Source organism: Pseudoxanthomonas sp. z9, assembly GCF_006542425.1.
Classification (GTDB): domain Bacteria; phylum Pseudomonadota; class Gammaproteobacteria; order Xanthomonadales; family Xanthomonadaceae; genus Pseudoxanthomonas_A.
Genome location: NZ_VFID01000013.1, coordinates 37351 through 60164, shown reverse-complemented (window position 1 = coordinate 60164; position 22814 = coordinate 37351). Strand labels below are relative to the sequence as shown.

Here is a 22814-nt window from a genome sequence, read left to right as displayed (position 1 = left end):
CTAGCGGACCTTGGAAACGCGTAAACGGAACTCGATGGAAGCCATCGGAATGTACTTGCTGAGCAGGTTGTCCGTCAGCACGGGGAACCGGGACAGCAGTCGATAGAGCCAGGGAAAGAGATAGGGCGTATAGGCACGCGAAACCATCTCGAAACGGAAGTCGGCGTATTCCCCGTAGACGGTCCCATCCCCGAGGAAGACATCGAATGTCCGCCAGGCGAAGCCGCGGACGTGGGTGATGTCCTCGTACAGGCTGGCGCTCCGGAAATGCGGTACGCGGATATCCACCAGGCAGCCATCGGCGCCGATTCGGTGAATTTCCCTCATGACGTCGATCGGATTGTCCAGGTGCTCGATGATGTTCAGCGCGTGAATCCTGTCGAAGCTATTGTCATCGAATGGATAGGGGATGCTGGCGAGATCGTGCCTGATATCCGCTTTTTCGGCATACAGGTCCACATTTATCGCACCCGCCAGATAGTCCCTGCCGCTGCCGAGATTGGCGACCCGCTCGCGGCGGCCCTCTTCCTGTTTCATGTGACGAGACCTTTTCTGTTGATGCCGGCGTCATCCGACAGAAGTTCCGAGTAGACAGCCAAGTAAGCATCCACCATGGAATCCAGGCTGAAGTCCCGGGAGCGGCGCAGGGCCTGAACCCTCATCCCCGACCATGACTGGCTGTCCGTGGACATGCGGCGGACCGCACTCACGAAGGAAGGAACGTCGTCGCGTGTACAGAGGAAGCCTTCCAGTCCATCGCGCATGACTTCCGGCAGTGCGGATCCATTCGTCGCGATCACGGGCAGGCCCCTTGCCATCGCTTCCAGTACTACCTGGCCAAATCCCTCCAGCCTGCTTGGAAAAAGAAGTGCGTCGCAGCTCCGATATAGCTCGTCCAGTTCTTCGTTGCTCGGCCTCCCCAACGCCCTGCAATTGGTGGGAAGGATGGTCTTCCTGCCCTCTTCGGAGGTAAACCAGAGTTCGTATTGCTCACCCAGCGCTTCCATGATGGGAGCGAGCAGATCGCTTCCCTTCCTGCGCGACCAGGTACCCACGTACAGGAGGCGGAAGGGACTCCCCGGATTTCTGGCGACGAGAGGCCGATGACCGGCAAGCGGGGGCAGTCCATTGTGGATGACTTCGATGCCGTCGCAACCAAATGACTTCCGCGTCTGCTCCGCGGTGTAGTGGCTCACCGCCACGACCCTGGCCGCTCGTTCGAGCACACGGCGCTCGATGGGGCGAATCCAGAACTCGTGATAAACCTTCTGCAAGCTCGACTTGTACCGTCCAAGTTCCGATTCGTGCACGCAATGGTGCATGGTCGCGAGCAAGGGCATGCCCGCCGGAATGAACCTGGGGTGCAACCAGGTGTTCACATGCACGATGTTTGCCCACTCGGGTTGCGTGGGCGCCGGAACTGTCCAGGGAAGATACTCCGCACGGTGTGGCAGCCAGGTGACTTCGACCCTGATGCCTCTTTCCCGCAGTCCTGTCGCCAATCGTTCGGTAAAGACGTCGGCCCCCGTGCCTGTCCTGATGGCGGGAAACCAAACGGCGGGAACCGGAATACCGGTCTTCATGCCCTTCGGACTCGATAGATAAGTGTCGGAAAAATTCCCCTGATACGCCGCCAGACGGCTGCGGGGACCCGCTTCATCACGAAACCGGCAAACGTCCCAGGCCGTTCGATGTCCAGGATGGCCACCAGCGCTTCGCCATGGAGTTGCTCGTAGCGAAGCCTGGCCTGATCAAGTAGCCGTTCGATCTGGCGTCGCGAAAGCGGCCTGCAGTCGTAATGCTTGCCCTTTCGCCACAGGCGGAGCCAGCCACTGCGCATTCCTTCCGGCCACCAGCTGAGAAAGGCCAGCCGATAATGCGGTTCGACCAGCATCCACCGGTTGGGAACGGCGACGTAGCCAACTCCGTCTTGCTTCATTACCCGCCGTATCTCCGCCAAGTGATTCGACTGCTCACGCTCTCCGCCAACGTGTTCGATCACGTGATTGCTGATTACCACGTCCATGCATGTATCTGGATATGGCAGGTCAGTACCATCGATCAACCGGAATCCGTAGCCTTCGGCATTCTGGCGATTGTCGACGACATCCACCGCTTCCACCTGGTAGCGCCGCGAAGCGCCCGTGGCAAAGTAGTGACTGATGCCACCGGATCCGGCCCCGACTTCAAGAAGGCGCGGCATCTCTCCGCCATCGGGGAGGTCCAGCAGGCGCTCTATCTTGCGTCCCTTCAACCTGCGGGACCGAAGGTCGAGGGTTGCATGTGGCTGCCGGTCTGGCGATGCGTCTGTCATTGCCGGCCTTCGGAAGCGGACGTGTCCGCCCTGCTGGAATAGCCATCACCTTCCAGCGCAACTCCCATCAGGAGATCACCATAGGTCTCCGCGACCACGGACCAGTCCAGGCGCGCCTCCAGATCGGCCCGCATCCGCAACGCATTCTCCCTGGCCACCACCGGATGGCCCAGGACCTCCAGGATTCTGGAAGCCAACAGTTTGGTATCACGGGGATCGACGATGCACTCCGGCCACGCACCCAGCACATCGTTGACGGCAGGTACGTTCCCCACGATGACCGGGCAACCACAGCCCAAGGCCTCGATGGTGACCAGGCCCAGGCCTTCCTGATCGCCGGATGCCGTTTCAACGAACGGCGCGACGAACAGCGAGGCGGTGCGATATAGCTCCGGCAAGCGGGCTTGCGCCACCGCGCCCACGAACTCGATGCTGTCGACGAGGCCAAGGCGGCGTGAAAGCTCCTTCAGTTCGGCTTCTTCCGGCCCGAATCCGGCAATGACAAGGCGTGCTTGCGGTCGCTCCGCCAGCACCAACGGCATCGCCTGCAACAGGAATCGCAACCCTTTCTTTTCAACCAGCCGACCCACGAACAGGATCCGGTCCACCACTTGAGATGGGGTTTCGGCAGGTTGAAAGCGCGCCTTGAGATCGATTCCCATGGGCAGGACAGAGACCGCATCGACATTGATACCCGCACACTCCACGGCATCGCGCATCGTGGTACTGACCACCGTGCTGCGCGCGGCGCCGCGCATGACCCATCTCCTCATCCAATTGAACACGGGACCTCGCAGTGCGAACAGATCGGCACCATGCGAAGTAACCACGAACGGAATACCACCCGCCGCAAAGCACAGCAGCCGGGCCACCAGCCCTTGCGGAATAATCCAGTGCGCATGCACGACGTCAAAGCGGGCCTTGCGGTTCTGCCGCCATGCTTGCCAGGCCAACAGGAGAATGAAGCCGGGCAACAAAAAAACCTTCCATTTTCGCCTGCGCAGGTTGGTGACGATACCGCCATCGTTGACCAGCGTTTCCCACTTCTCGGGCGCATAGCGATAACGCACGACTTCGACGCCATCCATCGTCTCCCGCACCGGCGTACCCGGCGCATGCGGACAGACGACCATCACATCGAACCGGTCGGTCAATCGCTTCGACAACGCATGAACGAATCCCGGTTCCGGATCGTCCCTCCAGCGGGGATATGTGGACGCCAGAACCAGCAATCGCGGCTTGCGACTGACCCGGTCCAGGTATTCATGGGCGACGGGACTCTTCACCTTTCGCCGCTAGGTAGGTAAGGCCGGTAATCTGCTCGGATATCAGTCCGATCAGGAAGATGATGACCGAGGCGCTGAACAGCAGCATGCTCATGTTGGTGAAGCGACCATACGCGGTGAAGGTGTAAGCGTAGTAGCCAAGTCCCAGCAGGAAAAAGGCGAGGGCCATCGGCACGAACAGCTTCAGGGGCGAATACAGGGTCGCGATCTTGAAGATGATCAGCAGGAACCGGATACCGTCTTTTATGGGGCGAATATGACTGGTCCCGATGCGACGCGCCACCGGGATGGACACATACGCTACGGCGTAGGCACTGCGGAGAAAAGCCATTGTGCTGGTGGTCGGATAGGAAAAACCGTTGGGCAGCAGGTGCAGGAATTCCCGGAACCTGTCCGCGCGCACCGCCCGGAACCCGGAGGTCAGGTCCTTGACCTGGAAACCGGTCATCCGGCTGGCCAGCCAGTTGTAGAAGGTATTGGCCAGGCCACGGCTGACGCCTGCCTGGCCCTCCCAGTTCCTGGCCCCGACCACCATGTCGTAACCTTCACCCAGTTTCTCCAGCAGGCGGCAGGCATCGGCGGGATCATGCTGGCCATCGGCATCCATGAACACGATGACATCGCCGCTGGCCACCCGCGCACCGCGCTTGATGGCCGCGCCATTGCCCATCGAATAGGGCGAGGTCAGGACGCGGGCCCCCAGGGCCGCGGCCAGGCTGGCAGTCTGGTCCGTGGATCCGTCGTCCACCACGATGACTTCGGCTTCCGGCAGCACCTCCCGCAAGCGTTCGAGCGTCCGCGGAAGTCCCCCCGCTTCGTTCTTGGCCGGCAATACGACACTGATCCTCATTACCGCCCCAGTCTGTTTTCCCCTGCCCAGCTTACTTCAATCACATTCGGGACTGGCAGGTCTTGCCGTCACTTCATTGCCGTATCGCGTCAGCTTGTGACCCAGGTCGTTCCGGGCCGGGGGGCCGGCCACGCGTACGCGGGGGAGCTTGCGGTAAAGTTGGTACTGGCCCGCTTCTTGCGGCGCCCCATCGTCACCACGGGAACCTGCACATGAGCGCCGTCGTCAACACTGCAAACCTGGTGGGCATCACCGGTATCGCCCGCCGCCTTGTCCAGGACGGCGCGCTGGAGGAAGGCGCGGCCCGTGCCGCGATGGCCAGCGCCACCGAGGCCCGGCTGCCGCTGGCCCAGTGGATCATCGAGAAGAAACTGGTCACCGCCTCGCAGATGGCGGCGGCCAACGCCATCGAGTTCGGCATGCCGCTGCTGGACGTGGCCAGCTTCGATCCAGCCCACAACGCGGTCAAGCTGGTCAGCGAGGAGCTGCTGCAGAAGCACCAGGTGCTGCCGCTGTTCAAGCGTGGCAGCAAGCTGTTCGTCGGGGTCTCCGATCCCACCAACAAGATGCACGCGCTGGACGAAATCAAGTTCCACACCAACCTGGTGGTGGAGCCGATCCTGGTCGACGATGATTCGCTGCGGCGGGCGCTGGACCAGTGGATCAACGCCAGCAGCAACCTCTCCGGCGCCTTCGGCGGCGACGATGATGAGGGACTGGACAACCTGGAGGTCGGCAACGACGACGAACTGGCCGGCGCCGACAGCGGCGTCGACGCCAAGGGCGATGACACCCCGGTGGTCAAGTTCGTCAACAAGGTGCTGGTCGACGCCATCAAGCGCGGCGCCTCGGACATCCACTTCGAGCCCTACGAGACCGACTACCGGGTACGCCTGCGCATCGACGGCATCCTCAAGCAGGTGGCCAAGGCACCGGTCAAGCTGAGCCAGCGCATCGCCGCCCGCCTGAAGGTGATGGCACAGCTGGACATCGCCGAAAAGCGCGTGCCGCAGGACGGCCGCATCAAGCTCAACCTCAGCAAGACCAAGCAGATCGACTTCCGCGTCAGCACCCTGCCCACCCTGTTCGGCGAGAAGGTGGTGCTGCGTATCCTGGACGGCAGCGCGGCCAAGCTGGGCATCGACAAGCTGGGCTATGAAAAGGACCAGCAGAAGCTGTTCGAGGACGCCATCCACAAACCCTACGGCATGGTCTTGGTCACCGGCCCCACCGGCTCGGGCAAGACGGTGTCGCTGTACACCGCGCTGGGCATCCTGAACGACGAGATCCGCAACATCTCCACGGTCGAGGACCCGGTGGAAATCCGCCTGCCAGGTGTCAACCAGGTACAGCAGAACACCAAGCGCGGCATGACCTTCGCCGCCGCGCTGCGCAGCTTCCTGCGCCAGGATCCGGACATCATCATGGTCGGCGAAATCCGCGATCTGGAAACCGCCGAGATCGCCATCAAGGCCGCCCAGACCGGCCACATGGTGCTGTCCACCCTGCACACCAACGACGCGCCGCAGACCATCGCCCGCCTGATGAACATGGGCATCGCGCCCTACAACATCACCAGTTCGGTGACCCTGGTGATCGCCCAGCGCCTGGCCCGCCGCCTGTGCTCGCGCTGCAAGGTGCCGGTGGAACTGCCCCACCATGCGCTGGTGGCCGAAGGCTTCAGCGAGGAGGAGATTGGCGCCGGTTTCACCCTGTACGACGCGGTCGGCTGCGATGAATGCACCGGCGGCTACAAGGGCCGCACCGGCATCTACCAGGTGATGCCGATGAGCGAGGAAATCGCCACCATCGTGCTGGAAGGCGGCAATGCCCTGCAGATCGCCGAAGCCGCCCAGCAGGCGGGAGTCCGGGACCTGCGCCAGTCGGCGCTGATGAAGGTCCGCAACGGCGTGACCAGCCTGGCCGAGATCAACCGCGTCACCAAGGACTGACCCGCGGGATGGCCCGGGTGCCGCTTTCCCCGCGCCCGGCGGGGCAGGATCCCAAACCCTGCCCCGCGTCACAGGCCGGGGGAGTTCCCTTCCGGCCGTAAACCGCTACCATGCGGAATGAAGTCCGGTCGGGGAAACCGGACGGGGAAATGCCGATGTCCATCAGCCGATCTGCTGCCAAGAAGACCGCCGCCACGACTGCGGCCCCGCGCGAGAACCCGCTCAGCCTGTTCGTCTGGGAAGGCGTGGACAAGCGCGGCGTCAAGATGAAGGGCGAGCAGCCGTCCAAGAACGCCAACATGCTGCGCGCCGAACTGCGCAAGCAGGGCATCACCCCCAACGTGGTCAAGGTCAAGCCCAAGCCGCTGTTCGGTGCAGCGGGTCGGGCCATCAGTGCGAAGGAAATCGCCTTCTTCAGCCGCCAGATGGCGACCATGATGAAGTCCGGCGTGCCGATCGTAAGTTCGCTGGACATCATCGCGGGCGGGCAGAAGAACCCGCGCATGAAGAAGATGGTCGACCAAGTGCGAACGGACATCGAAGGCGGCTCCTCGATGACCGAGGCGATTTCCAGGCATCCGGTCCAGTTCGATGAGCTCTACCGCAACCTGGTCCGGGCCGGCGAAGGCGCCGGCGTGCTGGAAACGGTGCTCGACACCATCGCTAGCTACAAGGAAAACCTGGAAACCCTGAAGGGCAAGATCAAGAAGGCGCTGTTCTACCCGGCCATGGTGATCGCGGTGGCGATCCTGGTCAGCGCCATCCTGCTGGTGTTCGTGGTGCCGCAGTTCGAGGAAACCTTCAAGAGCTTCGGCGCGGATCTGCCCGCCTTCACCAAGCTGATCGTCGCTGCGTCCCGCTTCATGGTGGCCTGGTGGTGGGCGTTGCTGCTGATCGCGGTCGTCGGCATCGTGGTGACGGTCTTCAGCTTCAAGCGATCCCCGGCGTTCCAGCATTTCGTCGACCGCATGATCCTGAAGGTGCCGGTGATCGGCCAGATCATGCACAATTCTTCGGTGGCGCGTTTCGCCCGCACCACCGCGGTCACCTTCAAGGCCGGCGTGCCGCTGGTCGAGGCGCTGGATACGGTGGCCGGCGCCACCGGCAACACGGTCTACGAGAGGGCCGTGCACCGGATGCGCGACGACGTGGCGGTGGGCTACCCGTTGAACATGGCGATGAGGCAGACCGCGCTGTTCCCGCACATGGTGGTGCAGATGACCGCCATTGGCGAGGAGGCCGGCGCGCTGGACACGATGCTGTTCAAGGTGGCCGAATACTACGAGCAGGAAGTGAACAACTCGGTGGATGCCCTGTCCAGCCTCATCGAACCCTTCATCATGGTGGTCATCGGTATCCTGGTCGGTGGCATGGTGATCGGCATGTACCTGCCCATCTTCAAGCTGGCGATGACGGTCGGATAATCCGTGGCATTCCTCGATCAACACCCCGGCCTCGGCTTCCCGGTCGCGGCCGGCCTGGGCCTGCTGGTGGGCAGCTTCCTCAACGTGGTCATCCTGCGCCTGCCTCGCAAGCTGGACTGGCAATGGCGGCGCGATGCGCGCGAGATCCTCGAGGAACCGGAAATCTACGACCCGCCGCCCCCCGGCATCGTGGTCGAGAGTTCGCACTGCCCGCACTGCAAGCACAAGCTGGCCTGGTTCGAGAACATCCCGCTGGTCAGCTGGCTCGCCCTGCGCGGCAAGTGCCGCCACTGCAAGACACCCATTTCCGTGCAGTACCCGCTGGTGGAACTGCTCACCGCCCTGCTGGTGGTCGCGTCGGTGTGGCGCTTCGGCTTTGGCTGGCAGGGATTCGGGGCCTCGCTGCTCAGCTGTTTCCTGGTGGCGCTGTCGGGCATCGACCTGCGTACCCGCCTGCTGCCCGATCAACTGACCCTGCCGCTGATGTGGCTGGGCCTGATCGCCAGCCTGGAAAACCTCTACATGGTGCCCAAGGCGGCGGTGCTGGGCGCGATTGCCGGCTACGTGTCGCTGTGGTCGGTGTGGTGGCTGTTCAAGCAGCTGACCGGCAAAGAAGGCATGGGCCATGGCGATTTCAAGCTGCTGGCGGCCATCGGCGCCTGGGTTGGCCTGAAGGGCGTCCTGCCGACCATCCTGCTGTCCTCGCTGGTGGGCGCCATCATCGGTTCGGTCTGGCTGGCGGCGAAGGGCCGCGACCGGGCCACGCCCATTCCGTTTGGTCCTTATCTGGCCGTCGCCGGCTGGGTGGTGTTTTTCTGGGGCCAGGATCTGATCGACGCCTATCTGCGTTTCGCTGGCTTCCGGTAGAAGCCTGGGTTGTTTGGCTGGGCGATCCCGCCTGACCCTTTTCGCTTGGCCCCCATCCGCCCTTCGGGCACCTTCCCCCGCAGGCGGGGGAAGATCACATCGTGTAGAGCCGAGCTTGCTCGGCTGGGCGATTGAGTCTGACCTTCCCGCTTGCCCCCATCCGCCCTTCGGGCACCTTCCCCCGCAGGCGGGGGAAGGACGCATGTGTAGAGCCGGGCTTGCGTGGCTGGGCGTTCGAGTCTGAGCTTTCCGCTTGCCCCCATCCGCCCTTCGGGCACCTTCCCCCGCAGGCGGGGGAAGGACGCATCGGCTGGCTGCGCTCTACAACGCGGCGGTTCCGGCCAATAATGGGCGCATGAGCGAATACGTGATCGGGCTGACCGGCGGCGTGGCGTCCGGGAAAAGCGCGCTGGAGCGCGCCTTCGCCGCGCGCGGGGTGGGCATCGCCGATGCCGATCGGGTGGCGCGGGAAATCGTCGAGCCGGGCCAGCCCGCGCTGGCCGAAGTCGCGGCCCGGTTCGGTGCGGAGGTGCTGCAGGCCGATGGCCGGCTGGATCGCGCGGTCCTGCGCGCACGCGTGTTCGGCAACGAAAGCGAACGGCGGGCGCTCGAAGGCATCCTCCATCCGCGCATCCGCCAGCGCATGCAGGCGCTCTGCCTGGCGGCGGAGAGTCCGTATGCCATCGCCACCATCCCGCTGCTGACCGAAGGCGGGGGCCGCGTCGCCTACCCCTGGCTTTCCCGCATCCTGGTGGTGGACGTGCCGCGTGCGGTGCAGAAGGCGCGCCTGATGCAGCGCGACGGCATCGATGCCGCGCTGGCCGAGCGCATGCTGGATGCACAGGCGCATCGCGACCAGCGCCTGGCGCTGGCCGACGACATCGTGGTCAACGACGGCCACATCGATCGACTGGAAGCCGCGGTGGCGGAACTGGATGCCCGCTATCGCCGCCTGGCGGCCGCCGCTGTCGGCGAATCCGCCTAGCCGGCAAGCGCGCCTCGATACGTCCTCAGTACGCCCAGAGTCCGCGGATGGCGGCGATTCCCTGCGCGCCATGCTGGCGGGCTTCGAGGATATGGTCCGGCTGCAAGCCGCCGATGGCGTAGATCGGCAGCGAGACCGCCTCGCGAAGGCGGGCGAATCCTTCCCAGCCCAGCACGCTGCCGCCCGGATGGCTGGCCGTTTCCCGCACGCTGCCCAGCGCCGCGAAATCGCAACCCAGGTCCTCGGCACGACGCAGTTCCTCGCCGGTATGGCAGGACGCGGCGACCGGCTGCGCGTCGGGCAGCGGCCGTACCGAGAGTTCCGGCAGCTGCGCGGCGCGCAGGTGCACGCCCGTGCCAAGCTCGCGCGCCAGGCCGATGTCGGAATTGACCAGCACCTCTGTGCCGGCCCGCTGGCTGGCCTCCACTGCCGCGCGCGCCAGCCGGCGACGGCGTTCCGCGTCGACCCCGGGCATCCTCAGTTGCAGGCGGCGAATGCCCGCCTCCAGTGCCCGTTGCAACGCACCGAGCCAGGCTTCGTCGTCGACGTCCGCCGGCGACGGGGTCACCAGGTAACGGTCCGGGTGCAGCAGCGCCGCCACCACCGGGCGATCGGCCGGCGGCATCACGTAGCGCGGAAGTTTCTCCGGCGCCACCCAGGCCAGCGCCTGTCCCTCGTGTCCACGCGGATTGCCTTTCCAGGACAGCACCCGGCGCACGTCCAGGCGCAGGCGCTTGTCGGGGTACTGCTGGGGCACGTTGATGATGGGTTCACCGATTTCGGCGGTGATGCCAAGTTCTTCCTGCAGTTCGCGAATCAGCGCCTCGGCCTCGGTCTCCCCGGCCTCGCGCTTGCCACCGGGAAACTCCCAGCGGCCGGCCAGATCACGGCCCTCGGTGCGGCGGGCCAGCAGGATGCGGCCCCGGGCATCGCTGATGACGCCGGCCACGACATGGATGGATCGCAGAGGTTCGGAGGACATGGCCGAAGCTTGCCGGGTATTTCCGCGCAAATGCAAATGCGGTGGGTCACGGTTCCAGGGCTTGCCCCCATCCGCCTTCGGCACCTTCCCCCGCAGGCGGGGGAAGGAGGGGTTGGACGACTTCGGGGGCGGGGAAGAGATGGGGCGGGGAGACTTCACTCGGGAGCGCCAGCGGCCAGCGGTCGGAGTCGGGAGTCGGGAGTCGGGAGTCGGGAGGAAGCCGGAAGCCGGAAGCCGGAAGCCGGAAGCCGGAAGCCAACGATACCTGCCGACCCGACCCGCCTGTCCCCGACTCCCACGCGTGACCTGCCCGTGCCCCCTTCCCCCGCGCGCGGGGGAAGGTGCCGAAGGCGGATGGGGGCAACCCCGACAGCCCAAAAAAAACAGGCGCCTCGAGGCGCCTGTTTTTCTTCACTGACTGCCGTCGTATCAGGCCAGCTGGCCGTGGCAGTGCTTGAACTTCTTGCCGCTGCCGCAGGGGCAGGGATCGTTGCGGCCGACCTTGGGACCGGCGTCGGCCGGCATCGCCACCGGGCGGCCACCCTGCGCGGCCTGGGCCTGCGCGGCCTCCTCGTCGGCGCTGTAGCCGCCGGCGTCGGCGTGCTGGAACTGCATCTGCCGGGCCTGCGCTTCGGCCATCGCGCGCTCCTGCGCTTCCAGCGCCGCCACTTCCTCCTCGGTGCGGATGCGCACGCGCGCCAGCAGGGTCACGACTTCGCGCTTGACCCGCTCCAGCATGTCCGAGAACAGCTCGAAGGCTTCCTTCTTGTACTCCTGCTTCGGCTGCTTCTGCGCGTAGCCGCGCAGGTGGATGCCCTGGCGCAGGTAGTCCATGCGCGCCAGGTGTTCCTTCCAGTTCTTGTCCAGCACCGTCAGCATGATGTGCTTTTCCAGCGCGCGCATGGTCTCGCCGCCGATGACCGTTTCCTTCTCCTCGAAGTGGCGGTTCATCGCGTCCTGCACGCGCTGCTCGATGGCTTCGGCATCCAGTTCCTCGGCTTCCTTCGGCCAGGCGGCGACCGGCAGGGCCAGCGCCATTTCCTCTTCCAGCTCGCGCTGCAGGCCGGCCAGATCCCACTGGTCGTCCACCGAATTCGGCGGCACGAAGCGGCCCACCGTCTCGGCGACCACGTCGCCGCGGATGCCATCGATGTTGTCCTTCACCGAATCGGCTTCCAGCAGTTCGTCGCGCTGGGAATAGATCACCTTGCGCTGGTCGTTGTTGACGTCGTCGAAATCCAGCAGGTTCTTGCGGATGTCGAAGTTGTGCGCCTCGACCTTGCGCTGGGCCTTTTCGATCTGGCGGCTGACGAGGCGATCCTCGATCACGTCGTCTTCCTTCATGCCGATCAGCTTCATCGCCTTCTGGACCCAGTCCGAGGCGAAGATGCGCATCAGGTTGTCTTCCAGCGACAGGTAGAAGCGGGACGAACCCGGGTCGCCCTGGCGGCCGGAACGGCCACGCAGCTGGTTGTCGATGCGGCGGGATTCGTGGCGTTCGGTGCCGATGATGTGCAGGCCGCCGGCGGCCTTGACCGCTTCGTGGCGCTGCTGCCATTCGGCCTTGACCCGCTGGCGATCGGCGTCGGTGGCGTCTTCCGGCAGTTGTTCCAGTTCCACTTCCAGCGAACCGCCCAGCACGATGTCGGTACCGCGGCCGGCCATGTTGGTGGCGATGGTGACCGCGCCGGAACGACCCGCCTGCGCGACGATGTGCGCTTCGCGCTCGTGCTGCTTGGCGTTGAGCACTTCGTGCGGGACGCCGGACTTGGTCAGGAACTCCGACAGCATCTCGGAGGTTTCGATCGAGGTCGTGCCGACCAGCACCGGCTGGCCGCGCTGGTAGCAGTCCTGGATGTCGGCCAGCACCGCGTTGAACTTGCCCTTGCGGTTGAGGAACACCTGGTCGGGCGAATCCTTGCGCACGGTCGGGCGGTGGGTCGGGATGACGATCACTTCCAGGCCGTAGATGCTCTGGAATTCGTAGGCTTCGGTGTCCGCCGTACCGGTCATGCCGGACAGCTTCTTGTACATGCGGAACAGGTTCTGGAAGGTGATGCTGGCCAGCGTCTGGTTCTCGCGCTGGACCGGCACGCCTTCCTTCGCTTCCACCGCCTGGTGCAGGCCGTCGGACCAGCGCCGGCCCGGCAGCGTGCGGCCGGTGAACTCGTCGACGATCACCACTTCGCCATCGCGCACGATGTAATCGACGTCGCGCTGGTAGATCGCGTGCGCGCGCAGCGCCGCGTTGAGGTGGTGCACCACGGTGAGGTTGTTGGCGCCGTACAGGCTGTCTTCCTCATCCTTCAGGATGCCGGCCTGCAGCAGCAACGCCTCGGCGTGCTCCATGCCCGCTTCGGACAGGTGGACCTGCTTGCCCTTCTCGTCGACCCAGAAGTCGCCCTCGCCTTCCTCGCTCTCCTGCTTGACCAGCTTCGGCACGATCTGGTTGACGCGCAGGTAGAGTTCGGGGGATTCGTCGGCCGGACCGGAGATGATCAGCGGCGTACGCGCTTCGTCGATCAGGATGGAGTCGACTTCGTCGACGATGGCGTAGTGCAGGCCGCGCTGGAAGCGGTCCTCCTTGGCCATCGCCATGTTGTCGCGCAGGTAGTCGAAACCGAATTCGTTGTTGGTGCCGTAGGTGATGTCGGCCGCGTACGCCGAATGCTTGTCGCTGTGCGGCATGCCCGGGTAGACCACGCCGACCGACAGGCCCAGCCAGTTGTACAGGCGGCCCATCCAGGCCGAGTCGCGGCGGGCCAGGTAGTCGTTGACGGTCACCACGTGCACGCCCTTGCCTTCCAGCGCGTTGAGGTAGACCGGCAGGGTCGCGACCAGGGTCTTGCCTTCACCGGTGCGCATTTCCGCGATCTTGCCCAGGTGCAGCACCATGCCGCCGATCAGCTGCACGTCGTAGTGGCGCATGCCCAGCACGCGGCGGCTGGCTTCACGGCAGACGGCGAACGCTTCGGGCAGGATCTTGTCCAGCGACTCGCCGTCGGCGACGCGCTTCTGGAATTCCGGGGTCTTGGCCTTGAGCTCGTCGTCGGAGAGCTTCTCCATCTCCGGTTCCAGGGCATTGATTTTGCCGACGCTGCGCTGGAGCTGCTTCAGCAGGCGTTCGTTGCGGCTGCCAAAGACACGGGTAAGCAAGTTGTTGATCATGTAAGGAACCGGTTGGAAATGAGCGTCGGGGCCGCCGCGAGCAGGCCGGCGAGGAGAACCCCAAAACGAAACAGGGCGCACTGCGCCCTGTCTGGCAACACCGTATTGTAGCTTGGGGCGCCCCCGGGGGAATCAACCCTGCCGCAAGCCCCTCCCGAAGCTCAGCCCCGCTTGATCTTGCCGACCGGGGTGGGACCGTCGCCCAGGAACTTGCGCGGGTTGACCACGCGGCCGTTTTCCCAGACCTCGAAGTGCACGTGGGCGCCGGTCGAGCGGCCGGTGGAACCGGCCTTGGCCACTTCCTGGCCAACCCGCACCAGGTCGCCGGACTTCACCACCAGGCGGGAGTTGTGCGCGTAGCGGGTGACATAACCGTTGCCGTGATCGACGTCGACCACGTTGCCGTAACCGCCCTTGATGCCGGCGAAGCTGACCACGCCGTCGGCCACGGCCAGCACCGGATCGCCCACGCTGGCCTTGAAGTCGATGCCCTTGTGGTACTGGCCGCCGCCGCCGAACGGATCGGCGCGGCCACCGAAGCCGGAGGTGATGTAGCTGTTGGCGATGGGCATGCGCGACGGGGTCGCGTTCTTGTCCAGCTCACGGTTGAACAGCAGCGCTTCGAGCACCGACAGCTGCTGGCCGGAGGCGGCGAACTGGCGTTCGAGCTGGGTGACGCCCTTGTCCAGTTCGGACGGCGACATGTCGTAGACGGCATCGTTGCCGCCGACGCCCACCGGCTCCTCGAAATCGAACTCGCCGTCCTGCAACTGACCCATGCGGGTCAGGCGATCGCCCAGCGCGTTGAGGCGGTTGGCCTGCGCCTGCAGTTCGCCCAGGCGCGCGGCCATGGCGTTGATTTCCTGCTGGGCGCCGCGGCGGACCTGCTCGAGTTCGACATCCTGGCGCTCGGTCTTGGCCTGCAGGAGCGAGACCTGGGCCATGCCCATCGCGCTGCGTCCAGCCAGGCCGGCGACCAGGCCAACGGCGAGCAGACAGGCGGCGGTGCTGAGCGGTCTTGCGTGGACCAGACTGCGCGCCTTGTAGGCGGGGCCGGCGAGATGATTGGCCAACCAGGCGCGCGAATTGTTTACGATGTTTTGAAAAGCCATAGATACCGATGTCTGATTCGAAGTCCAAGCCGCGTGGCGCAAGCACTCCGCAACCGGCCCTCCAGGCCGCGCTGACGGATGCTGCCGCCGACCCGGTGCGTCGTGCCCTCTGGCTCGACGCCCTTGAACAGCAACTTCGCCCCTGTCTCCCGCCCGCCCTGGCCCCCCATTGCCGTCTGGCGAATGTGGCCGGCGAACGGCTCGTTTTTATCGTCGACTCCCCCGTGTGGCGCGCCAAACTCCGGCTCGCCTCCGTCGAACTGCTTGATGCCGCCCGATCCGTGGGACTGACGGTTACCGAGGTGACCGTCAAAACAACAACCGCCCCGCTCCACCCGAATCTTCGGGCAGAAACAACGGCACCACCTGTTCCGGAAGCCTCGCGCAAGGCGCTGGCGGCTGTCCTGGCATCCTTGGAATCTCCGGACTCCGCCGGAGGAGGTATTGCTCCTGACAACCGGCGCGGCGGGCGAAAGCGCTAGGCCCGCGACGCGAAGGCAAGGCATGTTACCGGGCATGGCGACCCGGGTCGTTAGATGAAAGTTAGAAATTGGTTAAATTCAGGCCCGAAATTTGACCTGAATCACACAAATGACAATGCGGCGACGCCGCATCCCTGCGGATACGGTTTCACGGGCAAGGATTGGACGGGGCTGGACCCGACTCAGGCCGCCGCGGTGGCCGGGGCGCCGTACAGCACCGGCGAGGGGTAGCGTTCGTCCTCGAAGGTGACCTCTTCCCACGCTTCCGGCTGGGCCAGCAGGGCCCGCACCAGCTTGTTGTTTAGGGCGTGCCCGGACTTGTAGCCCTCGTAGGCGCCCAGGATCGGGCGGCCGGCGAGATACAGATCACCGATGGCGTCGAGGATCTTGTGGCGGACGAATTCGTCGGCGTAGCGCAGGCCGTCGTCGTTGAGGACCCGGAACTCGTCCAGCACGATGGCGTTGTCCATCGAACCGCCCAGGCCCAGGTTGCGCTCGCGCATGTACTCCAGGTCGCGCATGAAGCCGAAGGTGCGCGCGCGCGCGACTTCCTTGATGTAGGCGCCGGTGGAGAACTCGACTTCGGCGCGCGACTGCGAGGCGGGAATCATCGGGTGATCGAACTTGACCGTGAAGCCGACCCGGAAGCCCTCGTAGGGATCGAAGCGCGCCACCTTGTCGCCCTCGGTGACTTCCACCGGCGACTTGATGCGGATGAAGCGCTTGGGCGCGTTCTGCTCGGCGATGCCGGCGGACTGCAGCAGGAACACGAAGGGGCCGGCGGAACCGTCCATGATCGGCAGTTCGGCCGAGGACAGCTCGACGTAGACGTTGTCCACGCCCAGACCCGCCAGCGCGGACATCAGGTGCTCGACCGTCTGCACCTTGGCGCCGTCGCAGCTCAGGCCCGTGCACAGCGTGGTCTCGGTGACCAGTTCGGCGCTGGCCGGCATTTCCACCACCGGCTCCAGATCCACGCGCCGGAACACGACGCCGGTGTTCACCGGGGCCGGACGCAGCGTCATGTAGACCTTTTCGCCGCTGTGCAGACCCACGCCGGTGGCGCGGATCACGTTCTTGAGGGTGCGTTGCTGGGCCATCGGAGGGGGACCGAGGTGAAGGTGCTGACCAAGAGCGGCGAGAATAGCACGCAATTAGCTGAATCTTAACGGAAGAATTGCTCTGTCCCGCAGCTGAAACAATGCCGCGCGACACTGGCCGGTCCGCTTTCCTCGGGGGACGGAAAGGGCTGCCGGGCCCAGACAGGCCCGGCAGCGAAAGGACATGGCGGTACCGCGCCCTCCCCCGGACCGGCGGGAGGGTGTTTCAGGGGGCGGGGGTCAGTCCGCCTGCCGGCGCAGGAACGCCGGGATGTCCAGGTAGTCCGCGGGCAGGTCGGCCGCCGCCGGGGCGGACGACGCGGCCGGCGCGCTTGCCGGAGCCGCCGAGCCACGGCGCAGGCCCAGGCCGCCGACGGCGTCGGCCACCGGATCGACATTGGCCATCGCGTCGAACGCCGGCAGGCCGGTGGTGGCGTCGCGGACCAGCTTGATCGGTGCGCGCACCGGCTCGCGGTCCAGGCCACGGCCCACCGGCTGGCGGGCGACGGCGCGGTTCAGGCCGGTGGCGACCACGGTCACCCGGACCTCGTCCTGCATGTCCGGATCCAGCACGGTGCCGACCACCACGGTCGCGTCCTCGGAGGCGAAGCCTTCGATGGTGCGGCCGACTTCGTCGAATTCGGCCATGGTGAAGTCCGGACCGGCGGTGATGTTGACCAGGATGCCGTTGGCGCCGGACAGGTTGACGTCGTCCAGCAGCGGGTTCTGGATGGCGCTCTCGGCGGCGGCCTGCGCGCGGTCATCGCCGCGGGCGTGGCCGGTGCCCATCATCGCCAGGCCCATTTCGCTCATCACGGTGCGCACGTCGGCGAAGTCGACGTTGATCAGGCCCGGACGCACGATCAGGTCGGCGATGCCCTGCACGGCGCCGAGCAGCACGTCGTTGGCGGCGCGGAACGCCTGGATCATGGTCGCGTTGCGGCCCAGCACGGTGATCAGCTTTTCGTTCGGGATGGTGATCAGCGAGTCGCAGTGGTGGCTCAGTTCCTCGATGCCCTTCAGCGCCACCTGCATGCGGCGACGGCCTTCGAACGGGAACGGCTTGGTGACCACGGCCACGGTCAGGATGCCCATCTCCTTGGCCAGCTGCGCCACCACCGGCGCGGCGCCGGTGCCGGTGCCGCCGCCCATGCCGGCGGTGATGAACACCATGTCGGCGCCGTCCAGCGCCTCGATGATGCGCTCGCGATCTTCCAGCGCGGCCTGGCGGCCGACTTCCGGATTCGCGCCCGCGCCCAGGCCCTTGGTGACGTTGCCGCCGAGCTGCAGCTGCAGCTTGGCGCCGCAGTTCTTGATCGCCTGCGAATCGGTGTTGGCGGTGATGAATTCCACGCCATCCACGCTGCCGTTGACCATGTGCGCCACCGCGTTGCCGCCGCCGCCGCCCACGCCAATGACCTTGATCACCGCATTCGGAGCCATCTTTTCAACCAGTTCAAAATGTGCCATGTCCGTTGTCCTCTTTGGGCCGGTAACCGGGAATGGGGAATCGGGAACCGAAAGTGCTTTCCCTGTACCCATGCCGTTTCCGGCGAGTTGTTGTGTTTTAAGTGGTGTTGCGTACCGCCAATGAACTACGTCTCTACCTGCCTGCCGCGCCTTGCTTCTTTCCAACCTGCCGCTGTCCTGCTTTTGCTTCCACGACTATCGATTCCCTATTCCCGATTCGCGGTCGTCAGAACTCACCGCGATACCAGTTCTGGATCTTCTTGAACCAGCTGCCCGCCTTGCCCGTGGGCAGGGACGGCCGACGCGGGTGTTCGATCTGGCTGCCCATCAGCAGCAGGCCCACGCCGGTGGCGTGGACCGGGTTGCCGACGACTTCGCCCAGGCCGGTGACGTGTTGCGGGATGCCCACGCGCACCGGCATCTGCAGCATTTCCTCGGCCAGTTCGACCACGCCTTCCATCTTGGAAGCGCCGCCGGTCAGGACCATGCCCGCGCGCACGCGCTCCTCGAAGCCGGAGCGGCGCAGTTCGGCCTGGACCATCTCGAAGATTTCCTCGTAGCGCTGCTGCACCGCCTGGGCCAGCGAGTGGCGCGGCAGGCGGCGCGGCGGACGGTCGCCCACGCTCGGCACCTGGATGCTTTCCTCGGCGGTGGCCAGCTGGGCCAGCGCGCAGGCATAGCGCACCTTGATCTGCTCGGCTTCCGGGGTCGGCGTGCGCAGCATGTGCGCGATGTCGTTGGTGACCTGGTCGCCGGCAATCGGCAACGAGGCGGTGTGGCAGATCGCGCCCTGCATGAACACCGCCAGGTCGGTGGTGCCCGCGCCCAGGTCGACCAGCACCACGCCGAGCTCGCGCTCGTCGCTGGTCAGCACGGCCACGCTGGAGGCCAGCGACGAGAAGATCAGGTCGTCGATCTGCAGGCCGCAGCGCTGCACGCACTTGCTGATGTTGGCCGCGGCCGACTGCGCGCAGAACACCAGGTGCGCGTCCACTTCCAGGCGCACGCCGGTCATGCCGACCGGATTGCGGATGCCTTCCTGCGAGTTGTCCAGCTTGTACTCACGCGGGATGGCATGGAGGATTTTCTGGTCGGCGGGAATCGCCACCGCCTTGGCCGCTTCCAGCACGCGGTCCAGGTCGCCCCAGGTCACCTCGCCGTCGCGGATCGGCACGATGCCCGGCGAATTGCGGCACTGCACGTGGTTGCCGGAAATCGAGGCGTAGACCGACCGGATCTCGCAACCGGCCATCAGCTCGGCTTCCTCGACCGCGCGCTGGATCGACTGCACGGTCGATTCGATGTCGACCACCACGCCCCGCTTCAGCCCGCGCGATTCATGCGAGCCGATGCCGATCACTTCGATCGGATTGCCGGGGGCGTACTCGCCCACCAGTGCGGTGACCTTGGAGGTGCCGATGTCGAGACCGACGATCAGCGATTTGTCGCCCTTGCGATTCATGTTGCGAGACCGGGAATGGGGAATGGGGAATGGGGAATGGAGGGAAGCGCTCCAGGATCGGGAACGATGCTCGCGACGGTGGGTGGAGAGCCGGAGATCGCTGCTTCGATTCCCGATTCCCGATTCCCGACCGCCGGCTTCACCGCTCCCCAGCTGAGCGCGAAACCATTGGTGTAGCGCAGGTCGGCTCGCAGCAGCGGCTGTCCTTGGCGCGCGAGGATCTGCGGGAGCATGCGCACGAAACGGCTCAGGCGCGGACGGGCGTCGGCGCGTCCGATCACCACTTCGGTGCCGTTGCCCAGGGTGAGCGTCCAGCTGCCGCGCCGATCCATGGTCAGCGTTTCCACGGCCAAGCCGAGCGGCGCGAACAACTGGCGGGCTTCGTTGTACAGCGAAACCACTTCCTTGACCTGCGAATCCGGCCCGCCGAGCTGCGGCAGCTTCAGGTCCTGCAGCGCCTTCGGCGTCGGGAACAGACGGCCATGCTCGGACAGCAGGCGATCCTTGCCCCAGCGCGCGAACGGCCGATGCTCGACGATGCTGATCTCCATCACGTCGGGCCAGCGCTTGCGCACTTCCGCGCGCTCGACCCAGGGCAGTCGTTCCACCGCGTCCTGCGCTTCCTGCAACCGCACCGCGAAGAAGCCGTGCCTGGCGTACGGCAGCACCACCGCGCGCAGTTGCGCCGGATCCACGCGCTCGAACTCGCCGTGCACGCGCAACCGGGTCAGCGGCCAGCGATCGGCGCCGATCCAGCCGTTGACCACCGCCACCACCGGCAGCGCGACGAGCGCGACGGCCAGCAGCCAGGCGAGGATGCGCAGCACGGCGTTCATCAGCCGTCCACCTCCGGCAGCGTCTGTTCCAGGATGCGCCAGCACAGCTCCGCGAAATCCAGTCCTGCCTGGCCGGCGGCCTTGGGCACCAGCGAATGGCTGGTCATGCCCGGCGCGGTGTTCACTTCCAGCAGGTAGAAGCGACCGCTGGCGCGATCGCGCATCACGTCGACGCGGCCCCAGCCACGGCAGCCCGCCGACTGGAATGCGGCCAGCGCGATGCGGCGGATTTCGGTCTCGTCGTCGCCTTCCAGGCCGGGGCACAGGTACTGGGTGTCCTCGGCCACGTACTTGGCGTGGTAGTCGTACCACTGCCCCTTGGGCACGATCCGGATCGACGGCAGCGCGACTCCGCCCAGGATACCCACCGTCAGTTCGTCACCTTCGATCAACTGCTCCATCAGCAGTTCGCCGTCGTAGCGGATGGCCAGCTCCACGGCGGCATCCAGATCGCTGTCCTGGAAGACCCGGGTCACGCCCACGCTGGAACCCTCGTTGGCCGGCTTGACGATCACCGGCAGGCCCAGCTCGCGGGCCGCGGCGTGCACGTCGTCGCCCTTCAGCAGGCGCACATAGCGCGGCGTCGGCAGGCCCAGCGACAGCCAGACCTGCTTGGTGCGCACCTTGTCCATGCTCAGGGCCGAGCCGAGCACCGGCGAACCGGTGTACGGCATGCCGAAGGCTTCCATCAGGCCCTGCACCACGCCGTCCTCGCCGCCACCCTTGTGGCCATGCAGGATGTTGAAGACGCGATCGAAGCGGCGCTGCACCAGCGCCTCGGCCAGGGCGGGAATGCCGTCCACGGCGGTGGCATCCACGCCGCGCGCGCGCAGCGCGTCCAGCACATTGCGACCGGAGTCGCGCGAAACCTCGGCCTCGCTGGAGGTACCGCCCAGCAGCACGGCGACGCGGCCGAAACGGGCCGGATCGGTGACGCGCTTTGGCGGGAACGAAAACTTGCTCATGAGTGTTGTTGCGCCTTCGCGCCGTTGGGATCCACGAAACCGTGCGCCGCGATCTGCTGGGAGATGTGGCCGATGTCGCCGGCGCCCATTAGCAGCAGCAGGTCGCCATCACGCAGCACGTCCGGCAGCACCTCGATCAGGTCGGCGACCTGGCTGACCACCACCGGCTCGTTGCGGCCGCGCGCGCGGATGGCGCGCGCCAGCGACTTGGCGTCGGCGCCGGCGATCGGCGCCTCGCCGGCCGGATACACCTCGCTCAGCACCAGCGCGTCGGCTTCCGACAGCACCGCTGCGAAGGCATCGAACTGGTCCCGGGTACGGCTGTAGCGGTGCGGCTGGAACGCGACCACCAGGCGCTTGTCCGGCCAGCCTCCACGCGCCGCGGCGAACACCGCGGCCAGTTCCTTCGGGTGATGGCCGTAGTCGTCCACCAGGCGCACGCGCGCGCCGGCGGCCGTGGCGACCTCGCCCAGATCGTTGAAGCGGCGCCCGATGCCGGCGAACTTCTCCAGCGCGGCGGCGATGTTCTCCGGCGACACGCCGAGCTGCCAGCCAACGGCGGCGGCGGCCAGCGCGTTCTGTACGTTGTGGCGGCCAGGCAGGGCCAGCGTCACCGGGATGCTGACGTCCTCGGGCAGGCGCAGGGTGAAGCGCATGCGCCCGGCTTCCTGCTCCACGTCCTCGGCGCGCACGTCGGCGTTGTCGGCGAAGCCGTAGGTCATCACGTGGCGCGGCGTCTCCGCGGCCAACGCGGCCACTTCGGCGTCGTCGATGCACAGCACCGCCAGGCCGTAGAACGGCAGGCGCTGGAGGAATTCCGCGAACGCGGCCTTGACCCGTTCGAAATCGTTGCCGTAGTTCTCCAGGTGATCCGCGTCGATGTTGGTGACGATCGAGATCAGCGGGTTCAGGCGCAGGAAGCTGCCATCGCTCTCGTCGGCCTCGGCCACCAGCCACTGGCCATCGCCCAGCTTGGCGTTGGCGCCGGCGGCCAGCAATTGGCCACCGATGACGAAGGTCGGATCCAGCCCGCCCTCGCTCAGCACCGCCGCGGTCAGGCTGGTGGTGGTGGTCTTGCCGTGCGTGCCGGCCACCGCGATGCCACGGCGGAAACGCATCAGTTCCGCCAGCATCGCCGCGCGCGGCACGATCGGGATGCGCTGCGAACGCGCTTCCATCAATTCGGGGTTGTCGTGCTTGATCGCGCTGGACACGACCACGCAGTCGGTGCCAAGCACGTTGGAGGCGTTGTGGCCACGCATCACCCGCGCGCCCAGCGAGGCCAGCCGGCGGGTCGCCGCATTGTCGGCGTTGTCCGAACCGGAGACTTCATAGCCCAGCGTGCACAGCACCTCGGCGATGCCGCTCATGCCGGAACCGCCGATGCCCACGAAGTGGACGCGACGGAACTCGCGCGCCAGGTTGCCGGTGTGCTGCAGGCGGCGTTCACGTGCGGCGGCCATCATGCGGCGCCTCCGGTGCCGGGATTGGGGATCGGGGATTGGGGATTCGTGCACGCCTGCGCGCGCCGCCGGCCCTGGCCGGTGGCGTTGCTGTTG

General features: G+C 66.0%; 19 protein-coding genes. 5 read left to right on the top strand and 14 right to left on the bottom strand.

What is annotated here, in order from left to right; translation table 11 throughout:
- Genes FG323_RS15910 through FG323_RS15890 form a run of 5 tightly spaced genes read right to left on the bottom strand, consistent with a single transcriptional unit; the run spans position 1 to position 4450 of the window.
- The gene (locus FG323_RS15910) at positions 1-537 is read right to left on the bottom strand and encodes a methyltransferase domain-containing protein (RefSeq protein ID WP_141455705.1); all 537 of its coding nucleotides are present in this window, start codon (positions 535-537) and stop codon (positions 1-3) included.
- On the bottom strand, positions 534-1583 hold the full coding sequence (locus FG323_RS15905) for a glycosyltransferase family 4 protein (protein WP_141455704.1): 1050 nt from the start codon (positions 1581-1583) through the stop codon (positions 534-536). The genes FG323_RS15910 and FG323_RS15905 overlap by 4 nt, the downstream gene beginning before the upstream one ends.
- Complete coding sequence (locus FG323_RS15900) at positions 1580-2254, bottom strand: class I SAM-dependent methyltransferase (RefSeq protein ID WP_255470213.1); 675 nt, start codon at positions 2252-2254, stop codon at positions 1580-1582. The genes FG323_RS15905 and FG323_RS15900 overlap by 4 nt, the downstream gene beginning before the upstream one ends.
- 56 nt (positions 2255-2310) lie before the next feature.
- Positions 2311-3600 carry a glycosyltransferase family 4 protein gene (locus FG323_RS15895; RefSeq protein ID WP_255470212.1) on the bottom strand — a complete coding sequence of 430 codons (1290 nt, stop codon included), beginning with the start codon at positions 3598-3600 and terminating at the stop codon, positions 2311-2313.
- Positions 3578-4450: a glycosyltransferase family 2 protein gene (locus FG323_RS15890; RefSeq protein WP_141455702.1), complete on the bottom strand. Its 873-nt coding sequence runs from the start codon at positions 4448-4450 to the stop codon at positions 3578-3580. The genes FG323_RS15895 and FG323_RS15890 overlap by 23 nt, the downstream gene beginning before the upstream one ends.
- Positions 4451-4662: 212 nt before the next feature.
- Between FG323_RS15890 and pilB the strand changes: the two genes are divergently transcribed.
- The 4 genes from pilB to coaE all read left to right on the top strand — a co-directional run bounded on the left by pilB (position 4663) and on the right by coaE (position 9678).
- Complete coding sequence (pilB, locus tag FG323_RS15885; protein ID WP_141455701.1) at positions 4663-6402, top strand: type IV-A pilus assembly ATPase PilB; 1740 nt, start codon at positions 4663-4665, stop codon at positions 6400-6402.
- Positions 6403-6557: 155 nt separating this feature from the next.
- Positions 6558-7826, top strand: a complete 1269-nt coding sequence (locus FG323_RS15880; protein WP_141455700.1) for a type II secretion system F family protein — start codon at positions 6558-6560, stop codon at positions 7824-7826.
- Positions 7827-7829: 3 nt separating this feature from the next.
- Positions 7830-8693 carry an A24 family peptidase gene (locus FG323_RS15875; protein WP_141455699.1) on the top strand — a complete coding sequence of 288 codons (864 nt, stop codon included), beginning with the start codon at positions 7830-7832 and terminating at the stop codon, positions 8691-8693.
- A gap of 355 nt (positions 8694-9048) precedes the next feature.
- Complete coding sequence (coaE, locus tag FG323_RS15870; protein WP_141455698.1) at positions 9049-9678, top strand: dephospho-CoA kinase; 630 nt, start codon at positions 9049-9051, stop codon at positions 9676-9678.
- Between the two features lie 25 nt (positions 9679-9703).
- Here the strand turns inward: coaE and FG323_RS15865 are convergent, their stop codons facing one another.
- From FG323_RS15865 to FG323_RS15855, 3 genes are all read right to left on the bottom strand, one after another.
- Entirely contained in the window at positions 9704-10660 is a 957-nt protein-coding gene (locus FG323_RS15865; RefSeq protein WP_141455697.1) for a Nudix family hydrolase, read from the bottom strand.
- A gap of 429 nt (positions 10661-11089) precedes the next feature.
- Entirely contained in the window at positions 11090-13828 is a 2739-nt protein-coding gene (secA, locus tag FG323_RS15860) for a preprotein translocase subunit SecA (RefSeq protein WP_141455696.1), read from the bottom strand.
- A 161-nt stretch (positions 13829-13989) separates the two neighbouring features.
- The gene (locus FG323_RS15855) at positions 13990-14940 is read right to left on the bottom strand and encodes a M23 family metallopeptidase (RefSeq protein ID WP_141455695.1); all 951 of its coding nucleotides are present in this window, start codon (positions 14938-14940) and stop codon (positions 13990-13992) included.
- 8 nt (positions 14941-14948) lie between these two features.
- Between FG323_RS15855 and FG323_RS15850 the strand changes: the two genes are divergently transcribed.
- The gene (locus FG323_RS15850; protein ID WP_141455694.1) at positions 14949-15422 is read left to right on the top strand and encodes a DUF721 domain-containing protein; all 474 of its coding nucleotides are present in this window, start codon (positions 14949-14951) and stop codon (positions 15420-15422) included.
- Positions 15423-15604: 182 nt separating this feature from the next.
- On the opposite strand, the gene lpxC is transcribed toward FG323_RS15850, so the two are convergent.
- The 6 genes from lpxC to murC form a co-directional block, all read right to left on the bottom strand.
- Positions 15605-16522 (bottom strand): UDP-3-O-acyl-N-acetylglucosamine deacetylase, encoded by a 918-nt coding sequence (gene lpxC / locus FG323_RS15845; protein WP_141455693.1) that lies wholly within the window; start codon positions 16520-16522, stop codon positions 15605-15607.
- A 240-nt stretch (positions 16523-16762) separates the two neighbouring features.
- Positions 16763-17992 (bottom strand): cell division protein FtsZ, encoded by a 1230-nt coding sequence (ftsZ, locus tag FG323_RS15840; protein WP_141455692.1) that lies wholly within the window; start codon positions 17990-17992, stop codon positions 16763-16765.
- A 226-nt stretch (positions 17993-18218) separates the two neighbouring features.
- The gene (gene ftsA / locus FG323_RS15835; protein ID WP_141455691.1) at positions 18219-19454 is read right to left on the bottom strand and encodes a cell division protein FtsA; all 1236 of its coding nucleotides are present in this window, start codon (positions 19452-19454) and stop codon (positions 18219-18221) included.
- Positions 19451-20290, bottom strand: a complete 840-nt coding sequence (locus tag FG323_RS15830) for a cell division protein FtsQ/DivIB (protein ID WP_141455690.1) — start codon at positions 20288-20290, stop codon at positions 19451-19453. Before FG323_RS15830 ends, ftsA begins: the two co-directional genes overlap by 4 nt.
- The gene (locus FG323_RS15825; RefSeq protein ID WP_141455689.1) at positions 20290-21255 is read right to left on the bottom strand and encodes a D-alanine--D-alanine ligase; all 966 of its coding nucleotides are present in this window, start codon (positions 21253-21255) and stop codon (positions 20290-20292) included. Before FG323_RS15825 ends, FG323_RS15830 begins: the two co-directional genes overlap by 1 nt.
- A complete protein-coding gene (murC, locus tag FG323_RS15820; protein WP_181444263.1) occupies positions 21252-22721 on the bottom strand; it encodes a UDP-N-acetylmuramate--L-alanine ligase in 1470 nt (489 codons plus the stop codon). Before murC ends, FG323_RS15825 begins: the two co-directional genes overlap by 4 nt.
- Between the last annotated feature and the right edge of the window lie 93 nt (positions 22722-22814).